A 17015-nucleotide genomic window follows, 5' to 3' on the forward strand; every position below is an offset into this window, starting at 1 on the left:
ACCGTCATGGCGAACATCCGACCGTTTCGCAACTCTGATCTCCCGGGCCTGTTTGACGTTTGGATGCGTCACTGGGAGGCGGCCGGCCAAATCCCTCCGGTCAGCGTTTCGATCCTCGAACGAGCCGTGCTTTCACGAACGTTCTTTTCCCCTGCCAGCCTGCTGGTGGCGGAGGTGGATGGCGAAGTCGTGGCGTGGTGCCATCAGTTTTCAGACGACTGGCAATCGCCCCCGCCGGAATTGTTGGAAGGCGACTCGCAGGTTGCCCTCAACGAAGTTCCCGAAGTCGATGCGGTGCCGACATCTCTGGTCGCCGCGATTTGCTTTGCCGGCGAGGCTGGACTGGCGGTTTGCGATTCCTTGCTGATCGAAACCATGCAGCGAGCCGTCGACGCGGGCGTCAAACGGATGTGCGTCGGTCCCGTTCGCGACGCAAGAAATGGATATGGCGGTTTGCCTCCCATCGGGCACGGGATGGGGGTCCCCGTTTCGGACGCGCGCGTTGCCTCCCTGTTGTCGCGACATGGTTTCCGTGTCGCTCGCAGTTTGCTGCGATTGGTCGCCAACACATCGACCTATCGCCCGCCAGTCAATCGAGAGTTTTTGCAACTGCGTCGTTCCACTCGGATCGACCGGTTGCCCATGCTGCCGCTGAATCATCGCACGGCAGTCGCGATGAGCCATTTCGACATGGAACGCAATGTCTTGATGGACCACCAAACCAACGAGCCACTCGCCGCAATTGACCTGTGGGTGGGTGATCCCGAAGGCCAAGTTATGGATGGGGCCCGTTCGATCTTGTCTTTGCGGTTGATGCATCCGGTGGAACTCAATGGCTACCCGGCACCCAAGCCCAAGAAAGGGTTTGTGACATCGATGGCCGAACGCGAATTGTCGACGCACGAACAATTCTTAGTGGCATCGATCGTTCAGTCACTTTCTAACCGGCAAATCTTCACCGTTGAAACCACGATCGACTGCAACGCGGTGAAGCTGAAAGAACAGTTCGGGACGCTGAAGTTCAGCGATGACGAACAAGGTCGCCAATGGGAAAAAGACTTCGCCTGAATCGACAATCACGGTTCGCACCTGCAACCGGGGCCAGCGCTGGACTGTCAAATGTTTGGTGTTGACGCTCCGATAGCGGATGCAACTTTTCTTCCGGCATGCTGTCTTTCTTCATCCCGGTAGGGATGCCAGATGGTAGCCGGGGGTTGCTGCGTAGCAGCGTACCCCCGGAAAACGAGCGCCCCAATAAACACTCTCCATCCCGCCGTGGCCAATGGCCACGGCGGGATGGAGAGTGGTGACGTGGGTTTCACCTGTCCGTCGGTGGCGCGATCGCTTGCCGACGGCTACCCTCTGACATCCCTACCGGGATGAAAACTTGCGCAACCACAGTGCGTCACAACGCCAAATATTCAGCAGTCCAGGCCAGCGCCCAATGGCACAGGAGGCGATTTCGATCGTTCCTGCCTCACTGCTTCGATGCATTTCATTCGGCATCCGCTGCGTTGGATTCGGCGTCCGCTCGATCATTCCGATTGACCATGGATTGAAACAGCGGCTGATCAACGGTCTCGGAAAGAAACGTCACCGCACCATCGCCCTTGAGGACACTGGCGCCGCCGAAGTGCCGGCTGCCCAACCCTCCAACGAAACTCAGATCACTGAGCTGCTCTTCTTGTGGGAACGAGTTGATTGGGTGGCCTGAGTTGCGGAGCGTCGCTCGTGTGCCGCTCAACCAACCCAGATCGCCTGGAAACGAAAGCTTTTCTCCCAGCAAGATCGTGGCAGACATCCCGTCAGGAACTTCTTCCGAGCGAACCCAGGCGTTGAGAAACAACAGCCCATCGTTGGACGTGCCAATGGGGCTGGCGACGGAATGATGCAACCCAGCGTAACTTGAATTGGTGGGTGCGGAATCGTCGGAGGGGCAACGAAAAACAGGAACCATTGTTTCGCGAATCAAGCGATTGGAATCGGAATAAACACTGGACGTGAAATCGATTGACTGAAACAGTCCCGTTTGATCGACGTAGGGAAGCAGTGCCGGAACCCAGTTGTGGTGATAACCTTCGGGAGCGCTGGCGATCGCGAGCTCCGCGTCCGCGGCAACCGGTTCGCCCGTCGACGGCACCTCCGGCCAAAATCGAAACGTGGCATTGAAAGAAGCCGTGCCCGTGGGCAGATGAGCCTGATCAGTCGAATAGGCCTGCATCGCAAGTGAGAGTCGGACCAGGTTTTGATCGCAGTTGCTGCGCCGAGTCAGTTCGCGCATGTTGCGAACGAACGGGATTGAAAGCGACAGCAAGATCAACACGATCAGCACGACGACCATCACTTCCACCAAAGAAACGCCAGGTCGCGGCAGTGGACGCTGGCGGCGGTTCCAGGGGAGTGACGTTTCGAAACGAACGAGTCGGCGATGGGAAGCAGCATTCATGCCCGTACTTTATCGAGCCAAGGCGTCTTCGCGAAGATCGCTGAATCCTGGTCAAGCCGCTTCAGGGTAATCGGTGGATTTCTGATCGGCATCCCGCTGCCCATCGAGCTGGTCGTCCGTCTGCTCCTCGAGGTCTACTGCTGAAAACGACTCCAGTGCCGTGTCCAGCGACAGGGTCGATGGCTCGCCATCTGGCTCGGCCAATCGACTGGGGGCGTTCGCAGCGGGGGAGATGTCCTCTTCGCCGGTGTTCTCGCGCGATGCCACTGCGGCGGCGTCCGCCTTGGCTTGCTCGTCGTCCCCGGATTCTGGTTCGTCCGCTTCTTCTGCGGGGTCCCCCGAGTCGTCTTGCAGTTCACCTCGCGAATCGAGGTCGCGCTCCAACCGAGCCCGCTCGCTTTCCCACTCCAAGTTCCATGCGGCGGCGGCTTCCAATTTTGGAATTTCGGTCAACAAGGCGTCTGCGGCGTTCAATCGCCCGGTGTGCCTCAGCACGGCGGCCAGCAACAACAGTGCAGGTGGATCACGCGGCTCGATTGACAGCCCAGCTGTCAACGCCTCTTCTGCCAACGCGTAGTTGCCCGTTAAATAAGCGACTTGTGCTTCGGCAAAGCGGTCCGGCTGGTCGCTGACTTGGCGGGGCGACAACAGCAACGGCAACTCGCGAATCGAACGAACCGTCAACACACCCCAGGCGGCGGCAACGATCCAACAGGCCAGCATGACCAATGCCCCGGACAACCATCCGGGATAAATGAACTTGGCGATCAGCAATGCGTTGACCACCGCGGCAAACGCGACGGACGCAGGCAGAGCCGACAACCGTCCACGCCACCACAATTCCGACATCCCCGGCCACAGGCACGTCCAATAATGTTTCGCTTGGATCGACACGATTTCCATCGCACGACAAATACGAAATTCAGTGCCTGTGCAGCAAGTCGAAACGCAGCAAGCGAAACTCGCATCCGTCCAAGCCAGGGAACTTGCTCATGCTGATGGACCCAGAAGCCTTTGCCATCATCATCAGCAGTGTCCTCGGCGTTTTCCTGGTCATGGGCGTCGGTGCGGTGTGCCGGATTCAGCATTGGTTGACTCATCAGGCCGATGTTTCGCTTGCCAAACTGACGGCGAAAGTCCTGCTGCCCTGCCTGTTTCTGGACCGGATTCTCGGTGATCCGACGCTGGACTCCCTGGCGTCGGCGTGGCTGCCCCCGGTGCTTGGTTTTTCGATCACCACGTTCGGTTTTCTTGCGGCGTGGTATGTCGCCAAAAAGATGGGGCCCTGGGTGGGTTTGAAAACCGACGCCCAGCAACGAGCGTTCGCGTTGTGTGCAGGGATCTGCAATTACGGCTACATCCCGCTGCCACTGGCCCAGATCACTTACCCCAACGCGGAAGTCGAGATGATTCTGCACAACGTCGGCGTCGACATCGCGCTCTGGAGTGTCGGCGTCGCGATTGTGACTGGCAGCAGCGGAAAGAAGGCCCCCCAAGAACAGACAAGTGTGTGGCGCCGAAACTGGAACCGAATCAGCCCCGTTGCCACAAGCGCCCCCCTGATCGCTGTGATCGTTGCCCTGTTCCTTCGCGCCACCGGAGCCGAAACCTTGATTCCAACCTCCGTGATGCGTTCGGTGGGATTGCTGGCCTCCAGCTCAATCCCGCTCGGACTGCTGCTCAGCGGAGCGATCCTGGTCGACTTCCTACGCGCAGCCGACTGGACGGGGTCCGCACCGGTGATTGGATTGGCGGTTGGTTTCCGCCAGTTGTTCATGCCGGTCGTGATGCTCGGCGTCGCCTCGGTGACGGTGACCGCCACCGACCTGAAGCAAGTGTTGCTGCTAGAAGCCGCCATGCCATCGGCGGTGTTCCCGATCGTCTTGACCAGGCTCTATGAAGGTGACACGGCAACGGCCCTGCGAGTCGTGCTGTCGACTTCGTTGCTCGGAATCGTGTTGATTCCGGTCTGGATGGCCATCGGTGCTTGGTGGCTGGGCGTCTGATTCGCGAGTCGCTCCGATCAAACGCTCCGATCAAACGGGCTTACCAACGAGCTTCCATCTGGCTGACAATTCGGTTTGCCAGATCTTCAATGGCTTTCTGTGTGGCTGTGTCGATCGATTGACCAGCTTCGGGAACAAAGCGTTCGTCCTGACTGAAAAGGATTGTCAGGTCATCCGTGGGGACAATGGAATTCTTCATCAGCAATCGGCCTTGCCGATCCGACCAAGAGGCTCGGACCTGAATCGCTGCATCCAGAGCACGCACGTAGTCAGCATCGTTCTCGGTCAGTACCCGTTTGGTTTCGTCGACGACCTCGCAACGCAGCACCGTGTCGGCGAGCGGGTCCGCCGTGACCTTGTAAGGGGTTCGCAGCTCAATCTCTTTGTTGAGCGCTTCGGTCAAGCGAACACCAAGGTCTTCTCGAAACGTCGCATTGCGGATGACCGGCACGTGCACAGTTCGAATGTTCTGCGGGAACATCGAGGCATTGCCGAATTGATACGGCGTGCAACCCGAGAGGCATCCCACAACGATTGTGGCAAGAATCCCAAACAACGTCCCTGAATTCGGTCGTCTTGTGCGTTGACTCATCGGTAGATCGACTCGTTTTGTTCACCGGTCGACGAGTTGAACTTGGTTTCCAGAGGTGGCGACCGGCGACTGTCTGGGAAGACTCGCTTGAGCATCATCGCGGTGACTCGCTCAGCGGGAACGGCGGGGTACCCTGAAATGGCCTCCAAACGCTCACGGGCACGTTCTGCGAAGGGAGTGCTGGGATAGTCACGGAGAATCATTTGGTAGTGCAAGCGTGCCGCACCATACTCCGATCGCTTCTCACGAAAGGTCGCTCGGTCGTTCAGCTTTTCAGCGCGGCGGAAGGCGACTTCGGCGGCGGCGCGAGCCACCATCTCGGAGGTTTCTGGATCCTGCAGGCGATCCGGGAAACGCTCCCTGGTTTGCCGAACCAACTTGTCAGCTTCTTCCAACATCAACCCGCTGTACTTGGGCCCCGCAAAAACCTCGAGCTTGCATCGGATGCCCATCAGGTGAGCGTTGAAAAAGTGATCGCTCTCGGGAAAGGTTTCGCGGAGGTCCGTCAAGAATTCATCGGCAGTTTCGAAATCGCCCTGACGCATGTACTCGACGGCCGCGGCCATCGTCGCATCATCGGCCAAGCGTCCGGTTGGATTGTCGTATCGGATTTGGTCCAGGACGCGAACCGCGTGTCCCTCGGTGTCCAAACGCGGGCGACTGGGGTCGAACAGATTGAACTTGAACCAATCGTCTTCGGTCGCCCGTTCGGTGTCGATCCAGTACTGAGAAATCGCAAACGCGCGTGCGGCGGCCTGGTCGACATGGCGGTTGTTGGGGAACTCTTTGTTCAAGCGTTCGTAGACGTCCGTCGCATCGGGGAGTTGGTCCGAGAAGAACAAACTCTCCGCTTGCATGAACATCGCATCTTGCGCCAACGCTGTGCCGGGCTGCGCGTCGGCGGCGCGAGCGAATAGTTTCGCGGCGCGGGCAAAGTCCTTCTTTTCCGTGCCTTCCGCTTCGCCATCGAGTTCGGTTTGCTTGGTGCGAGCGGCAGCAGCACGGAACAACTGGTCGGCTTCTTGGTAGAGCTCTCGGGCTCGCTCCGCATCGGGTTGCTCACGCATGGTGAGAAACCGCAGGGCACGGTCAGTGGAATCTTTCGTCGAGTCCCAAAACCCATCTTGGGCCTGAAGAGAATTCACGCCCAACAACGGAGCAGTAAAAACAGCGAATGCGAGTAACAGCGAACGGCGAAACGTCACGAGCAGCTTCCTTCAGTCAAGTTCGAAATGACTCGTTGGAGATACTCAACTCGCTCGCCGCGTCGCTAGTGCGAATCGAGCTTGCTGGGCAGGAATGCTTGCATTCGCGGCGTCTGCCCGATCAGTGCTTCCAGAGTACGATTCAGCAACCCACGCAGGTCGCGGTAGATTGCCGGGGTCAGCGTGGGAAACAGGCGGCCAATCGGAAACGCGGCCGTAGGCAGCAGACTCGGATTATCGGGTCTGGGATTCACCGAGGGCGTGCCCCCTGCGACGCCATTTTCACCACTCCGGGTGGCTGAATTTGCCGCGCCGACCGGGTCTTCACTAGGGTCGCGGGCCAGTTCACGCAGCGCCCCCAGGGCATCCCAGCTGACTGTCATCAGATGGGTCTGCGCCGGACGGCAGGTTTCACACACTACGCCGCCGCCGACCAATGAAAACGCAGCACGTCGTCGGCTTCGCTCGACGTCCTTCCCGCACACCGTGCAACGATCGGTTGCTGGCGAATGCCCCAGCAATCTCAAACACTGGGCGTCAAAGGCCAACAACGTTTCCGCGACCGGGCCATCCCCATCGATCATCCCCATGGCCGACAATGTCATCTCAAACAATTCGCCGTGCGGGTCGTCGTCGTCGACCAACAACCGCAGCATTTCCGCGATGTGGTACCCAGCGTGCAGTCGGTCCAACGATCGCTGGGCGCCGCGAAAACGGCGGCGGAGCTTGGATTCCGTCAACAAATCCAGTGTATCGCCTGGTTTGTCAATCAACGTGATGGCGCACACTGACAACAGGTCCAACGATCCCTCAAACGGACCTTTCAGTCGCCGAGCCCCTTTGGCGAGCGCCGAGATCCGCCCGAGATCCTTCGTCAGCAACGTGACGATCAGGCTGGTTTCGCTGAATTCCACCGTTCGCAGAACAATCGCGGTGGTGGATTGATTGATCATCGATGAAGTGGGATGGGGTCCGACCCAAGGTTGTTCATTGGTTCAGCGTCAGGGCAGCGATCGCTTGTCCTCGCCAGAGCAACCGTGAGAAGCGGGCGAACGCCTCCTATCGCCTGCATTGACATCAGCGACACCACGGAAGGCGGCAAGCTGAACTGCTTGGGCATTCCGGGTTGAGTGTTCCCAAAACGAGTTGCGCCCGGAGGGAGTGCGAGGAACCTTGAAATACACAGCCGTTACATGCAAATCCCATTACTCCTGCGCACCCCGTCCGGACGCAATTCGCCGCCGCGGAATTTTACCTCCGCAAGCCTTCGCTCTGCGGTGCACTCCATTTGAACACACAGCAAAACTGGGTTGCGAAGTGAATTCTACCACGGTGTTTCGTAGTCTAACTACTGGGCCGTTCAGGGAAAGCTGCGTCCAACCGAAACGACCTATTTGCATCTTCCGGGGTGATGTTTGCAACCTAAATTTTCCCGCACTGTGTCGGATTTGTCCGCTGTCAGCGGATCAATCCTGATTCCGATTGGATTTGACAGGGACACTCTCGCGGCGACGCTCCAATTGACGACATCTTCCGCCGGGAAACCTGAGAAGTGCCCCGGGGTTCACGACCGGAACGGCGATGCGCATACTGCCGGGTTCCCGTCCAACCTGTTCTCTCAATCAAAGTGAATTTCGATGAGTCAAAGTGGTGTGATCACGTTCAAAGGCAATCCGATGACTCTCGCTGGTAGCGAATTGGCAATCGGCCAAGCGGCTCCCGATTTCAGCTTGCACTACGCCCACGAAGGTTTGAAAGAACTGAAGTTGGCGGACCTGAAGGGCAAACCTTCGATGATCAGCATCGTTCCCAGCTTGGACACGCCCACCTGTGCGATCCAAACAAAAAAATTCAATGAGCAGTTGGGCGAACTGGGCGACAAGATCAACGCGGTCACCGTCAGCCGCGATTTGCCGTTTGCACAAGCTCGTTTCTGCGGAGCCGAAAACGTTTCGATGCGAACCGCCAGCGATTATCAAACGCACGCGTTTGGTGAAGACTACGGCGTCGAAATCGAAGAACTGAAATTGCTCAGTCGTGCTGTCATCGTCTTGGACGCGGATGGCAAAGTGGTCTACAAGCAGGTCGTGTCAGAAGTCACCGAAGAACCCAACTACGACGGAGCCCTGCAGGCTCTCAAAGATCTGGTTGGCTGATTGACTTGATTGGCAGAGTGAAATGAAGGCCCTGAAAACGTTTTCCTCCGTCGGCAACGTCGACGCGAGGGAAATCGTTTCCAGTCAGCCGCTCCTGATATCTGAGTCACCTTTCGTGCCCCGATTTCAATTTCTCGATTCGTTTTTTTTCAAGGACCCCCTTCATTGTTGATCGACCGGCTTCGCAGCGCAGCGGTGTTGATAGCGATCTCGATGGGGTGCCTGTTCGCCGATTCGAAATTCAGTGCCCCTGGAACGGAAGGTTTCCTTCTGATTCCGTTGCTGCTGTTTTTCGCCCTGGGCACCACCTGGGACGTCACGTCTCTCTTGCTGGCATCTGGCCGCAACTTGTGGCGAACCGGGTGCATGATCGCGGTGGGAGCAATCAGCTTAGGCTCGGCCATCCCGACCTTGGTCAACGCAGCGTCCCAGTTCAGTGGGGGTGCCATCGGGGTGTACCCTGAGAATTGTCCGATCGGGCCATTGGGGTGGGCGATGACCATGGCCATCGCGTCCCTGTTCGCGTTGTTGATTCGCGAAATGCGAACCTATGGCGTGACAGCGACGAACGATTTGGATACCGCGATTGACTTGGATGCCTCGATCGCGTCCAGCGACACGGCGTCCGAACCCAGTGCAGGCAGCATGGACCGCCCCAGTGGCAGGGACCGATCCAGCAGCATCGACCGAACCATGCGGGCCGCGTTTGTCTCCCTGTACATCGGGTTGCCAATGAGTTTGCTCTTCTCGATTCGCGGTTTGGGCAGCGACATCAGCACCTCCTGGGGGCTGGCGGCGCTGTTGACCATGATCGCGGTGACGAAATCAGCCGACGCAGGGGCTTACTTTGCCGGCAAGGCATTGGGCCGCCACAAACTGATTCCGCGTCTGAGTCCTGGCAAGACTTGGGAAGGCGCCATCGGCGGAGTGCTCATGTCGACGTTGGTCGCGATGGCTTGTTTCCAGTGGTTGTTCCCAGCGATGGTTGCCGGTTCGGTTGCTCCTGCCTCGCTTCCCTCGATCGGTTGGGCGTTGATTTTGGGCCCGGCTCTGGCAATCACAGGCATGGTCGGTGATTTGGCGGAATCGATGTTCAAACGCGACTGCGGGGCAAAAGATTCCGGAAATTGGCTTCCCGGTTTGGGGGGAGTCTGGGATGTGACGGATTCATTGATTGCTGCGATTTTGCCGGCTTTCCTGTGTTTAGCGGCAGCGGCATGACGGCCCCCCGGCCTCCCGTGAATTCTGCCCAATCCAACGCCGCACGATGGTCGGACCACGTGTGGGACGGTTAGAATGAGTCACTCTTAATGAAACGCTCTGACGCATGTCGGTCCAATCTGCAATGAACGAAGCCACGCTGTCGACAGCGGGTCCCAATGAAGTCCTGACGCTGTTCGGTCCTCGCGATCAACACGTGCGAAAGCTGCGACGGCTGTTTGGTGTCGACATCACGCATCGAGCGGGGAAAATCCGCGTCGCTGGTGAAGAGACCGGCGTGGGGGCGGCGATCCGAACGCTGGAAAAACTGCGTTTGCTCTGCCGCAAAAATGGCTCACTCAGTCTGGGCGACATTGAAACCGCGGCCGCCGAAGAGGGTGCCGAAATCGAAAATGGTCGCCCACCGACCCCCAGTGGCGAAGCCATCAACCTGCAGAACGCGGGACGCAAAATCGCCCCGCGAACGCCTGGTCAAGCTCGCTACGTCGAAGCGATCCGGCAGCACGATTTAACAATCGCGACGGGCCCCGCCGGCTGCGGCAAGACTTATTTGGCCGTGGCCACCGCCGTCGAAGCACTTCGCAACGAATCGATCAAGAAAATTGTGCTGGTGCGTCCCGCCGTGGAAGCCGGCGAGAGCCTCGGTTTTCTACCGGGTGACTTGCGAGCCAAGCTGAACCCCTATTTGCGGCCCCTGCTCGATGCCCTGGGCGAAATGGTTGACTTTGACCAAGCCCGTGCATTGATGGAACATGATGTCATCGAAATTGTTCCTTTGGCGTACATGCGAGGCCGCACACTCAACGATGCGTTCATCATTCTGGACGAAGCTCAAAACACGACCGTGGCACAAATGAAGATGTTCCTGACCCGGATGGGCGAACGGAGCAAAATGGTGGTCAGTGGAGATGCAACCCAGCTGGATTTGCCACGCGGGGTCCGCAGTGGGCTCCATGACGCGGTTTATCGGTTCAGCCGCATTCAAGGCATCGCTCAGGTTCGCTTGGGAGCCGCCGACATCGTGCGTCACCGTCTGGTGCAACAAATCGTGGCTGCCTACGAAAACAAAGACGGCGAAACCGTTGTGGACGAAGTGTCTTCGTCAACGAAACTCAACAGCGACGACGAAGCCATTTCAAACGATCCGGGTGCTGCGAGCGAATGAGCGGAGCGAGCAAAAGCGGGACGACCAAAGGCAAACAACGTGCGGGCAAAGAACGCATTGAGTCGCTGGGAATCCCGAAGTCCAAATGGGCGACCTGGTGGTCTCGAAAAGACAAAGCGGAATGGTCGCTCCGCGTCGGGATGACGCTGATCGCAGCGATCACCATCCTGGTTTTGTGCTCCACCTGGAAACCAGCCTTCAGTTATCGCAGCGGCGCCATCCCCGCTCGCGATTTGATCTCACGTGTTGACTTTCAAGTGGCGGACGCGATTGCAACCGGTGATTTGAAGGAACGCCGGCGTCGGGAAGTGATGACGCTGTACCGCAATTCACCTCAGCGTCTGGAACAATTGCGTGCCGCGCTCAAGAACCGACTGTTTCTGGTCCTTGGTGCTGCCAATTACGAACAACTCGGCAAAGAAGAACGATCCGCGCTGACGGAATTCTACGAGGGCAGCGAGACCGCTCCCGATGGTGAATCACCGGCCGAGCGTTTTGCTTTGCTCAAGCGAGTCTTCAGCAAGGACAAGGACCTGGCAACGCTGGAAGCCGCCGTCGATTCGTCGATGCTGAAGCTCTACAAGAACGGCATTTTGCAGGCCCCGCAGCACCCGCCCGAAAAAGGGTCGCAGCGGATGATCCGTGTCTTCACTGGCGATCAAACCGAAGAAGCGGTCCCCGTGGAACTGTCCAAGGTCATCATCGCGGAAGCCGGCAACCAACTCGTCAAAGAACTGCGTGACCAATTTCGGTCACGATTCCCCGGTGACGAAGGCTTGATCGCCGCCGACATGATTGGCGATTGGCTGCGAACACGACTGCCCGAATTTGAGACACTGAAATACGACGACGAAGCCAGCCAAAAGGTTCGCGATCAAGCGGCCGCGGCGGTCGAAGACGTGATGATGACGTTCTACGCTGGCCAAACCAAATTGGCCGATGCTGGCAAACCGCTGACGGGCCGCGAATTGGGGCTGCTCCGCAGCGAGTGGTCCAAATTGGTGGAGTCCATGCGTTGGATGGACCGTGTCGCTCGAGTCGCTGCCTACGCTGGCATGATCGCCGCACTTTACCTGCTGTGCGGATCGTACATTTGGTTTGTTGACGACCGTTCCCTGCTGCTGGATCGCAACAAACTCGCCAAACTGCTCGCGTTGATGGTGATCACCATTGCGTTGGCCTACCACGCCTCACGCGATGCCTGGCGAGCCGAACTGGTTCCTCTGGTTTTGGCGTCGATCACGGCCGCGGTGATCTACGGTCGTGAATTGGCAATTCTACTGATGGCGTCGGTTTGCTTGTCCGTGATCCTGTTGCTCGGTGCCGACATCCCGAACCTGGTTGCCGTGACGGCGGCCTGCACCACCTGCACCTTGTTGACTGGTCGCATCCGTTCTCGCACCTACCTGGTCACCGTCGGCCTGATCTCCGCCACGATCACCATGTTCACGGTCGTCGGCGTCGGGATCGTCACTGGACAAACCCTTTCCTCGGGCGCTCCGGGCGGCAACCTGGAAGGCATGCTCAGCGGCGGATCGCTCAATCACGTCGTCAATGGATTGATCGGCGAAGCGGGCTGGGCAGGCGTCTGCATCTTGTTCTCGTCGCTGGCGATGACGGGTTTGTTGCCTTTGGTTGAAAAAGCATTCGGCGTTCAAACCGACCTCAGCCTGTTGGAGCTCGGCGATGCATCGCACCCGCTGCTGCGTCGCTTGGCACAACGAGCCCCAGGGACTTACAACCACTCCATCAACGTGGCGTCGATCGCAGAAGCCGCCGCCGATGCGATTGGTGCGAATGGCTTGCTCGTTCGCGTGGGAGCGTACTTCCATGACATCGGAAAGATGTTCAAACCGGAATACTTCATCGAGAATCAATCGGCGGGAATCAACCAGCACGATTCCCTGCAACCGGCAATGAGCACGCTGGTCATCATCGCGCACGTCAAAGACGGCGCGGACCTGGCTCGCAATCACCACCTGCCCGAACCGATCATCGATTTCATCCTGCAGCACCACGGCACGACACTGGTCGAATACTTCTATCGGGAAGCCGCCAAACGCAGCGAAGAAGACCCCAATCGCGAAGCGGTCAGCGACAAAGACTTCCGCTACCCAGGCCCCAAACCGCAGACACTTGAGGCCGCCGTGTTGATGCTGTCGGACACCGTCGAAAGCGCTTCGCGGACGCTGGTCGACCCAACCCCCGCTCGAATTCAAGGCTTGGTGGACGCGATCGCCCAAAAGAAAGTCGCGGACGGTCAGTTCGACGACTGCGGGATCACGTTTGCCCAGCTGCATCGTGTGCGACAAAGCCTCGTGAAATCGTTGACTGCGATTTATCACGCTCGCGTGAAGTATCCAGGACAACAATCGGCGTGATGGGACAACTCGAGACCAACTTGACCGCGGATGTCCTCGTCGACGAGGAAGCAGAACCTGACTTATCGGTGTGGTTTGGTTCCCTGGAGATTGCGCGCACGCAACTTGCGGAAGCTGCGATTGCCGCCGCCGCTGTGGAAGGCTGCGACCATGGTTCGATCGGAGTCCGGATCTGCGACGATGCCACGATCCATCCCATCAACCGCGAATTCTTGCAGCACGATTACCCGACCGACGTGATCAGTTTCCCGTATGAACTGGCCCCGCCTCAGGTCGAAGGCGAATTGGTCGCCAGCTTTGAAACCGCCATCGAAAACGCAAGTGAACCCAGCAACCCGCTTTCGCCCCGCGAAGAATTGTTGCTGTACGTCGTTCACGGAACCCTGCACATCGTTGGTCATGACGATCAATCTCCAGAGCCTCGTGCTGCCATGCGTCGCGCAGAAGCCGTGGCCATGAAAGCGATCGGGATCGAATTGCCACTGAGCCCCCCTTCCTTGTTGGAGACGTCCCCGGACGATGACTCGTCGGACGACGGCATGTCGAGCGGAGACTTTTCATGAGCAACTTGAGCGATCTCAATGCGTTGCCGTGGGCAGCCCTGGGTTTTGTGCTCGGCAGCATCGGCGGTCTGGGGAGTGAACTGCTGGATCGTTTCGCCGGTCGGTCGCTGGAGATTTATTGCCGGGTCAAAAAGAACCGGGACCGCTTTGGTTCGGTGCTGGACCACCAAGACACCGTGATTCGCGCGGGCGCCTACCTGCACGTCATCGGTTCGGTGATGTTCGTTCTGTTCGGCACAATCGTGGTCGTCAATCGCGTGGATGTGGATCTCAACACGTTGTTGGCATGGGGAATCGCGGCCGCTGGTCTAACCATGCTGACTCACACTTGGTTGCCCAACGCGGTGACTCGGTTCGCCTCCGCACCACTGCTTTACCACACGTGGCCGTTTTGGCGAACGATGTCATTTGTGATGCGCCCGCTGCATGCTCCCGGTGAACTGCTCGAGATCATCTCTCGCCGCTTGGCTGGCGTGGAAGAAACAGAAGACGAGGACGAAGAACAACTCGAAGACGAAATTCGCACGATCGTGGCCGCGGGAACCCGGGAAGGTTTCTTTGCCCCCGGTGTTCGCGAAATGATCCAAGGGGTGATGGAACTTCACGAGGACACCGTGGGTCACATCATGACGCCTCGTGTTGACGTCAATGCCATCGAAATCAGAGCGACTTGGGAAGAAGCCATCGAGTCGATCATCGAAACCGGACGGACACGCTATCCCGTTTACGAAGACACCATCGACAATGTGGTGGGGATTTTGTTCGTCAAAGATTTGCTGCCGTATTTGGCGGGCGAAGGTTTGCCGAACAAACCTTTGATTGATCTCTGTCGTCGCCCTTGGTCGGTGCCCAAAGATCGCAGCGTCGACCTGTTGCTGCGTGAATTTCTACACAGCCGCTCGCACATGGCGATTGTGCTCGATGAGTTTCAGCAAACTGCCGGTGTGGTGACCATCGAAGATGCGTTGGAAGAAATCGTTGGCGAAATCGTTGACGAATCAGACGAAGAAGAAGAGATCGAAATGCGAGTGATCGACGACGACACCATCGACGTCGACGGACGGGTCATGATTGATGACGTCAACGACTTGGTTCACTGGGACCTGCCCGAAAGCGATGACTACGAAACCGTGGCCGGCTGGGTGCTGCATCACACGGGAATGATCCCCACCACCGGGCATCTGATTCGCGTCGGCCATTGGGAGATCGAAGTGTTGCACGCCACCAGTCGCAAGATTGAAAGCATGCGGATTCGTCGTGCAAACGGCGAAACTCAACGCGTCGGCTAAATCGTCATCGAGATGATGGCGTTCGATTATGTGATTTAACTTCCCTTCCTGACTCCAGCCCTCTCGTTATCTATGTGCGGTATCACCGGCGGTCTCTGGCAACGCGAAGACCAAGCGATCAGCGCCGAATTGCTGTCCAGGATGACAACCGAAATCGCTCATCGCGGTCCCGATGATTCGCAAATCTGGATGGACGCCGAGCATCGCGATGCGACCGGCCAACCCATGGGGGTTGGGCTGGGATTTCGACGCTTGTCGATCATCGACGTGGACGGCGCACGCCAACCACTTGCCAACGAAGACGGCCAGGTCCGGATGGTCTTCAACGGGGAGATCTACAACTACGAAGTGCTGCGAAAACGCTTGCAGGGCGCTGGGCACCAATTCGCAACGCAAGGTGACGGCGAATCGATCCTGCACCTCTATGAAGATGTGGGGACGGACTGTTTCTCGTCGCTCAACGGGATGTTCGCCATCGCGATTTGGGATGCCAGACGCAACCGAATCGTTCTCGCTCGAGATCGCATTGGTCAAAAACCGCTTTACTATTCGTACAAGAATGGGCGTTTGGTTTTTGCCAGCGAACTGAAAGCACTTCGATTGGTGCCTGGCGTTTGTGAGGAAGTGGATCCCAACGCAATCGATGAGTTCTTGACTTATCAATACATCCCCCATCCAGGAACCATTTTCAAAGGCGTTCACAAACTACCGCCTGGCCATTTCGCGGTCTTGGACCAGCGTGGGCTTCGAGTGGAACGGTACTGGAACTTTGATCCATCGGTGGAACGTCCAATCGGTCGGGAAGAGGCCACTGAAAAAGTTCGCGACTTGCTTTCCGACTCGGTGCGGTTGCGAATGCGCAGTGACGTTCCGCTGGGATCGTTTTTGTCAGGCGGAATTGACTCGTCGTTGATCACGGCCTTGGCGGGCGATCACACCGACACCGCCCTGCGAACGTTCAGCATCGGGTTCCCCGTCGCGGAATTTGACGAGACACGCTACGCCGCGCAGGTGGCGGAACACTTGCAAACCGACCACACCCGGTTTGAGGTCCAACCCAGCGGCATCGAGATTCTTGAAAAGCTGGTTTGGCACTACGACGAACCCTACGGTGATTCATCTGCGGTGCCAACTTGGTACTTGTCGAAACTCACCCGCGAAAGCGTCAAGGTGGCGTTGTCGGGCGATGGTGGCGACGAACTGTTTGCTGGCTACGAGCGTTACCGAGCTCTTTGGATGAGTCAAAAAATTGCTCGCCTGTTTCCACTGAACCGCATCCCCGGGATTGGACTGATTCAAAAACTTCCCGATTCGAATCGCCGCCGCTCGGTCATCCGGCGAGCCAAGCGTTTCTTGGAAGCGATCGACCAACCCGTCGTTCGGCGTTATCTGAATTGGTTGCAGATCTTTCCCGAATCGATGCGGGCGTCGATGTACAACGATGACTTCATCGCACGATTGCCCGGGAATGACCCCGTCGACTTTCTGGAATCCGTTTGGGCTCGCAGTGAAGGGCGAGACGTTGTCACGCGAGCCTCCACCTCAGACATCCTTTCGTACTTGCCGTGCGATTTGTGCACCAAAGTCGATATCGCATCGATGGCTCACGGTTTGGAAGTTCGCCAACCGATGCTCGATCATCGTTTCGTTGAGTTGGCGGCCTCCCTTCCCGTGGAGCACAAGTTCCGTGGGCGACGCGGGAAGCTGATTCTGCAAGATGCCTTTGGTGATCGGATTCCTGCCTCGATCTTCACTCGTCCCAAAATGGGCTTCGGGATCCCAATCGGGCAATGGTTCCGGGAGGACTTCAAACCGTTGGTCCACGACACGATGCTGGCTCAAGACGCTCGAATCAATCAATTTTTCCGCCCCGAGGCCATCGCGGGTTTGGTCCGGTCCCATGAAAACGGCGAGCAAAATCATGGGTATCGACTTTGGAATTTGCTGGTTTTGGAAACCTGGCTGCGTCAGCTTTAGGGCTCGCTGATCGC

The 17015-nt window shown here is 57.8% G+C and carries 14 protein-coding genes; 9 read left to right on the top strand and 5 right to left on the bottom strand.

Annotation, left to right across the window (positions count from 1 at the left end):
* Positions 1–6 precede the first annotated feature (6 nt).
* Positions 7–1068 carry a GNAT family N-acetyltransferase gene (locus RISK_RS08570; protein ID WP_047813874.1) on the top strand — a complete coding sequence of 354 codons (1062 nt, stop codon included), beginning with the start codon at positions 7–9 and terminating at the stop codon, positions 1066–1068.
* Between the two features lie 427 nt (positions 1069–1495).
* Here RISK_RS08570 and RISK_RS08575 read toward each other — a convergent pair whose 3' ends face one another.
* Positions 1496–2446, bottom strand: a complete 951-nt coding sequence (locus tag RISK_RS08575) for a DUF1559 family PulG-like putative transporter (protein ID WP_083434855.1) — start codon at positions 2444–2446, stop codon at positions 1496–1498.
* Between the two features lie 51 nt (positions 2447–2497).
* Complete coding sequence (locus tag RISK_RS08580; protein ID WP_047813875.1) at positions 2498–3349, bottom strand: tetratricopeptide repeat protein; 852 nt, start codon at positions 3347–3349, stop codon at positions 2498–2500.
* Positions 3350–3438: 89 nt separating this feature from the next.
* Between RISK_RS08580 and RISK_RS08585 the strand changes: the two genes are divergently transcribed.
* Entirely contained in the window at positions 3439–4452 is a 1014-nt protein-coding gene (locus tag RISK_RS08585) for an AEC family transporter (RefSeq protein WP_047813876.1), read from the top strand.
* A gap of 40 nt (positions 4453–4492) precedes the next feature.
* Here RISK_RS08585 and lptE read toward each other — a convergent pair whose 3' ends face one another.
* The 3 genes from lptE to recO form a co-directional block, all read right to left on the bottom strand.
* Complete coding sequence (lptE, locus tag RISK_RS08590) at positions 4493–5044, bottom strand: LPS assembly lipoprotein LptE (RefSeq protein WP_047813877.1); 552 nt, start codon at positions 5042–5044, stop codon at positions 4493–4495.
* Positions 5041–6249 carry a tetratricopeptide repeat protein gene (locus tag RISK_RS08595; RefSeq protein WP_236696157.1) on the bottom strand — a complete coding sequence of 403 codons (1209 nt, stop codon included), beginning with the start codon at positions 6247–6249 and terminating at the stop codon, positions 5041–5043. Before RISK_RS08595 ends, lptE begins: the two co-directional genes overlap by 4 nt.
* Before the next feature lie 65 nt (positions 6250–6314).
* Positions 6315–7202 carry a DNA repair protein RecO gene (gene recO / locus RISK_RS08600; protein ID WP_047813879.1) on the bottom strand — a complete coding sequence of 296 codons (888 nt, stop codon included), beginning with the start codon at positions 7200–7202 and terminating at the stop codon, positions 6315–6317.
* 684 nt (positions 7203–7886) lie between these two features.
* Here recO and tpx point away from each other — a divergent pair.
* From tpx to asnB, 7 genes are all read left to right on the top strand, one after another.
* Complete coding sequence (gene tpx, locus RISK_RS08605; RefSeq protein WP_047813880.1) at positions 7887–8405, top strand: thiol peroxidase; 519 nt, start codon at positions 7887–7889, stop codon at positions 8403–8405.
* Positions 8406–8570: 165 nt separating this feature from the next.
* Entirely contained in the window at positions 8571–9626 is a 1056-nt protein-coding gene (locus tag RISK_RS08610) for a phosphatidate cytidylyltransferase (RefSeq protein WP_047813881.1), read from the top strand.
* A 106-nt stretch (positions 9627–9732) separates the two neighbouring features.
* A complete protein-coding gene (locus tag RISK_RS08615) occupies positions 9733–10791 on the top strand; it encodes a PhoH family protein (RefSeq protein ID WP_236696158.1) in 1059 nt (352 codons plus the stop codon).
* On the top strand, positions 10788–13172 hold the full coding sequence (locus tag RISK_RS08620) for an HD family phosphohydrolase (protein WP_047813882.1): 2385 nt from the start codon (positions 10788–10790) through the stop codon (positions 13170–13172). The genes RISK_RS08615 and RISK_RS08620 overlap by 4 nt, the downstream gene beginning before the upstream one ends.
* Positions 13172–13735 (top strand): rRNA maturation RNase YbeY, encoded by a 564-nt coding sequence (gene ybeY, locus RISK_RS08625; RefSeq protein WP_047813883.1) that lies wholly within the window; start codon positions 13172–13174, stop codon positions 13733–13735. Before RISK_RS08620 ends, ybeY begins: the two co-directional genes overlap by 1 nt.
* Entirely contained in the window at positions 13732–15024 is a 1293-nt protein-coding gene (locus tag RISK_RS08630; RefSeq protein ID WP_047813884.1) for a hemolysin family protein, read from the top strand. The genes ybeY and RISK_RS08630 overlap by 4 nt, the downstream gene beginning before the upstream one ends.
* A gap of 72 nt (positions 15025–15096) precedes the next feature.
* A complete protein-coding gene (gene asnB / locus RISK_RS08635) occupies positions 15097–17001 on the top strand; it encodes an asparagine synthase (glutamine-hydrolyzing) (RefSeq protein WP_047813885.1) in 1905 nt (634 codons plus the stop codon).
* Positions 17002–17015 lie beyond the last annotated feature (14 nt).

Source organism: Rhodopirellula islandica (assembly GCF_001027925.1).
Lineage (GTDB): Bacteria > Planctomycetota > Planctomycetia > Pirellulales > Pirellulaceae > Rhodopirellula > Rhodopirellula islandica.

Bases quoted from the DNA above. Each gene is read 5' to 3' on its own strand.
- RISK_RS08580 (WP_047813875.1), bottom strand. From the start codon at position 3,349: ATGGAAATCGTGTCGATCCAAGCGAAACATTATTGGACGTGCCTGTGG.
- RISK_RS08630 (WP_047813884.1), top strand. From the start codon at position 13,732: ATGAGCAACTTGAGCGATCTCAATGCGTTGCCGTGGGCAGCCCTGGGT.
- RISK_RS08575 (WP_083434855.1), bottom strand. From the start codon at position 2,446: ATGAATGCTGCTTCCCATCGCCGACTCGTTCGTTTCGAAACGTCACTC.
- asnB (WP_047813885.1), top strand. From the start codon at position 15,097: ATGTGCGGTATCACCGGCGGTCTCTGGCAACGCGAAGACCAAGCGATC.
- tpx (WP_047813880.1), top strand. From the start codon at position 7,887: ATGAGTCAAAGTGGTGTGATCACGTTCAAAGGCAATCCGATGACTCTC.
- ybeY (WP_047813883.1), top strand. From the start codon at position 13,172: ATGGGACAACTCGAGACCAACTTGACCGCGGATGTCCTCGTCGACGAG.
- lptE (WP_047813877.1), bottom strand. From the start codon at position 5,044: ATGAGTCAACGCACAAGACGACCGAATTCAGGGACGTTGTTTGGGATT.
- RISK_RS08585 (WP_047813876.1), top strand. From the start codon at position 3,439: ATGCTGATGGACCCAGAAGCCTTTGCCATCATCATCAGCAGTGTCCTC.
- recO (WP_047813879.1), bottom strand. From the start codon at position 7,202: ATGATCAATCAATCCACCACCGCGATTGTTCTGCGAACGGTGGAATTC.
- RISK_RS08620 (WP_047813882.1), top strand. From the start codon at position 10,788: ATGAGCGGAGCGAGCAAAAGCGGGACGACCAAAGGCAAACAACGTGCG.
- RISK_RS08570 (WP_047813874.1), top strand. From the start codon at position 7: ATGGCGAACATCCGACCGTTTCGCAACTCTGATCTCCCGGGCCTGTTT.
- RISK_RS08615 (WP_236696158.1), top strand. From the start codon at position 9,733: ATGTCGGTCCAATCTGCAATGAACGAAGCCACGCTGTCGACAGCGGGT.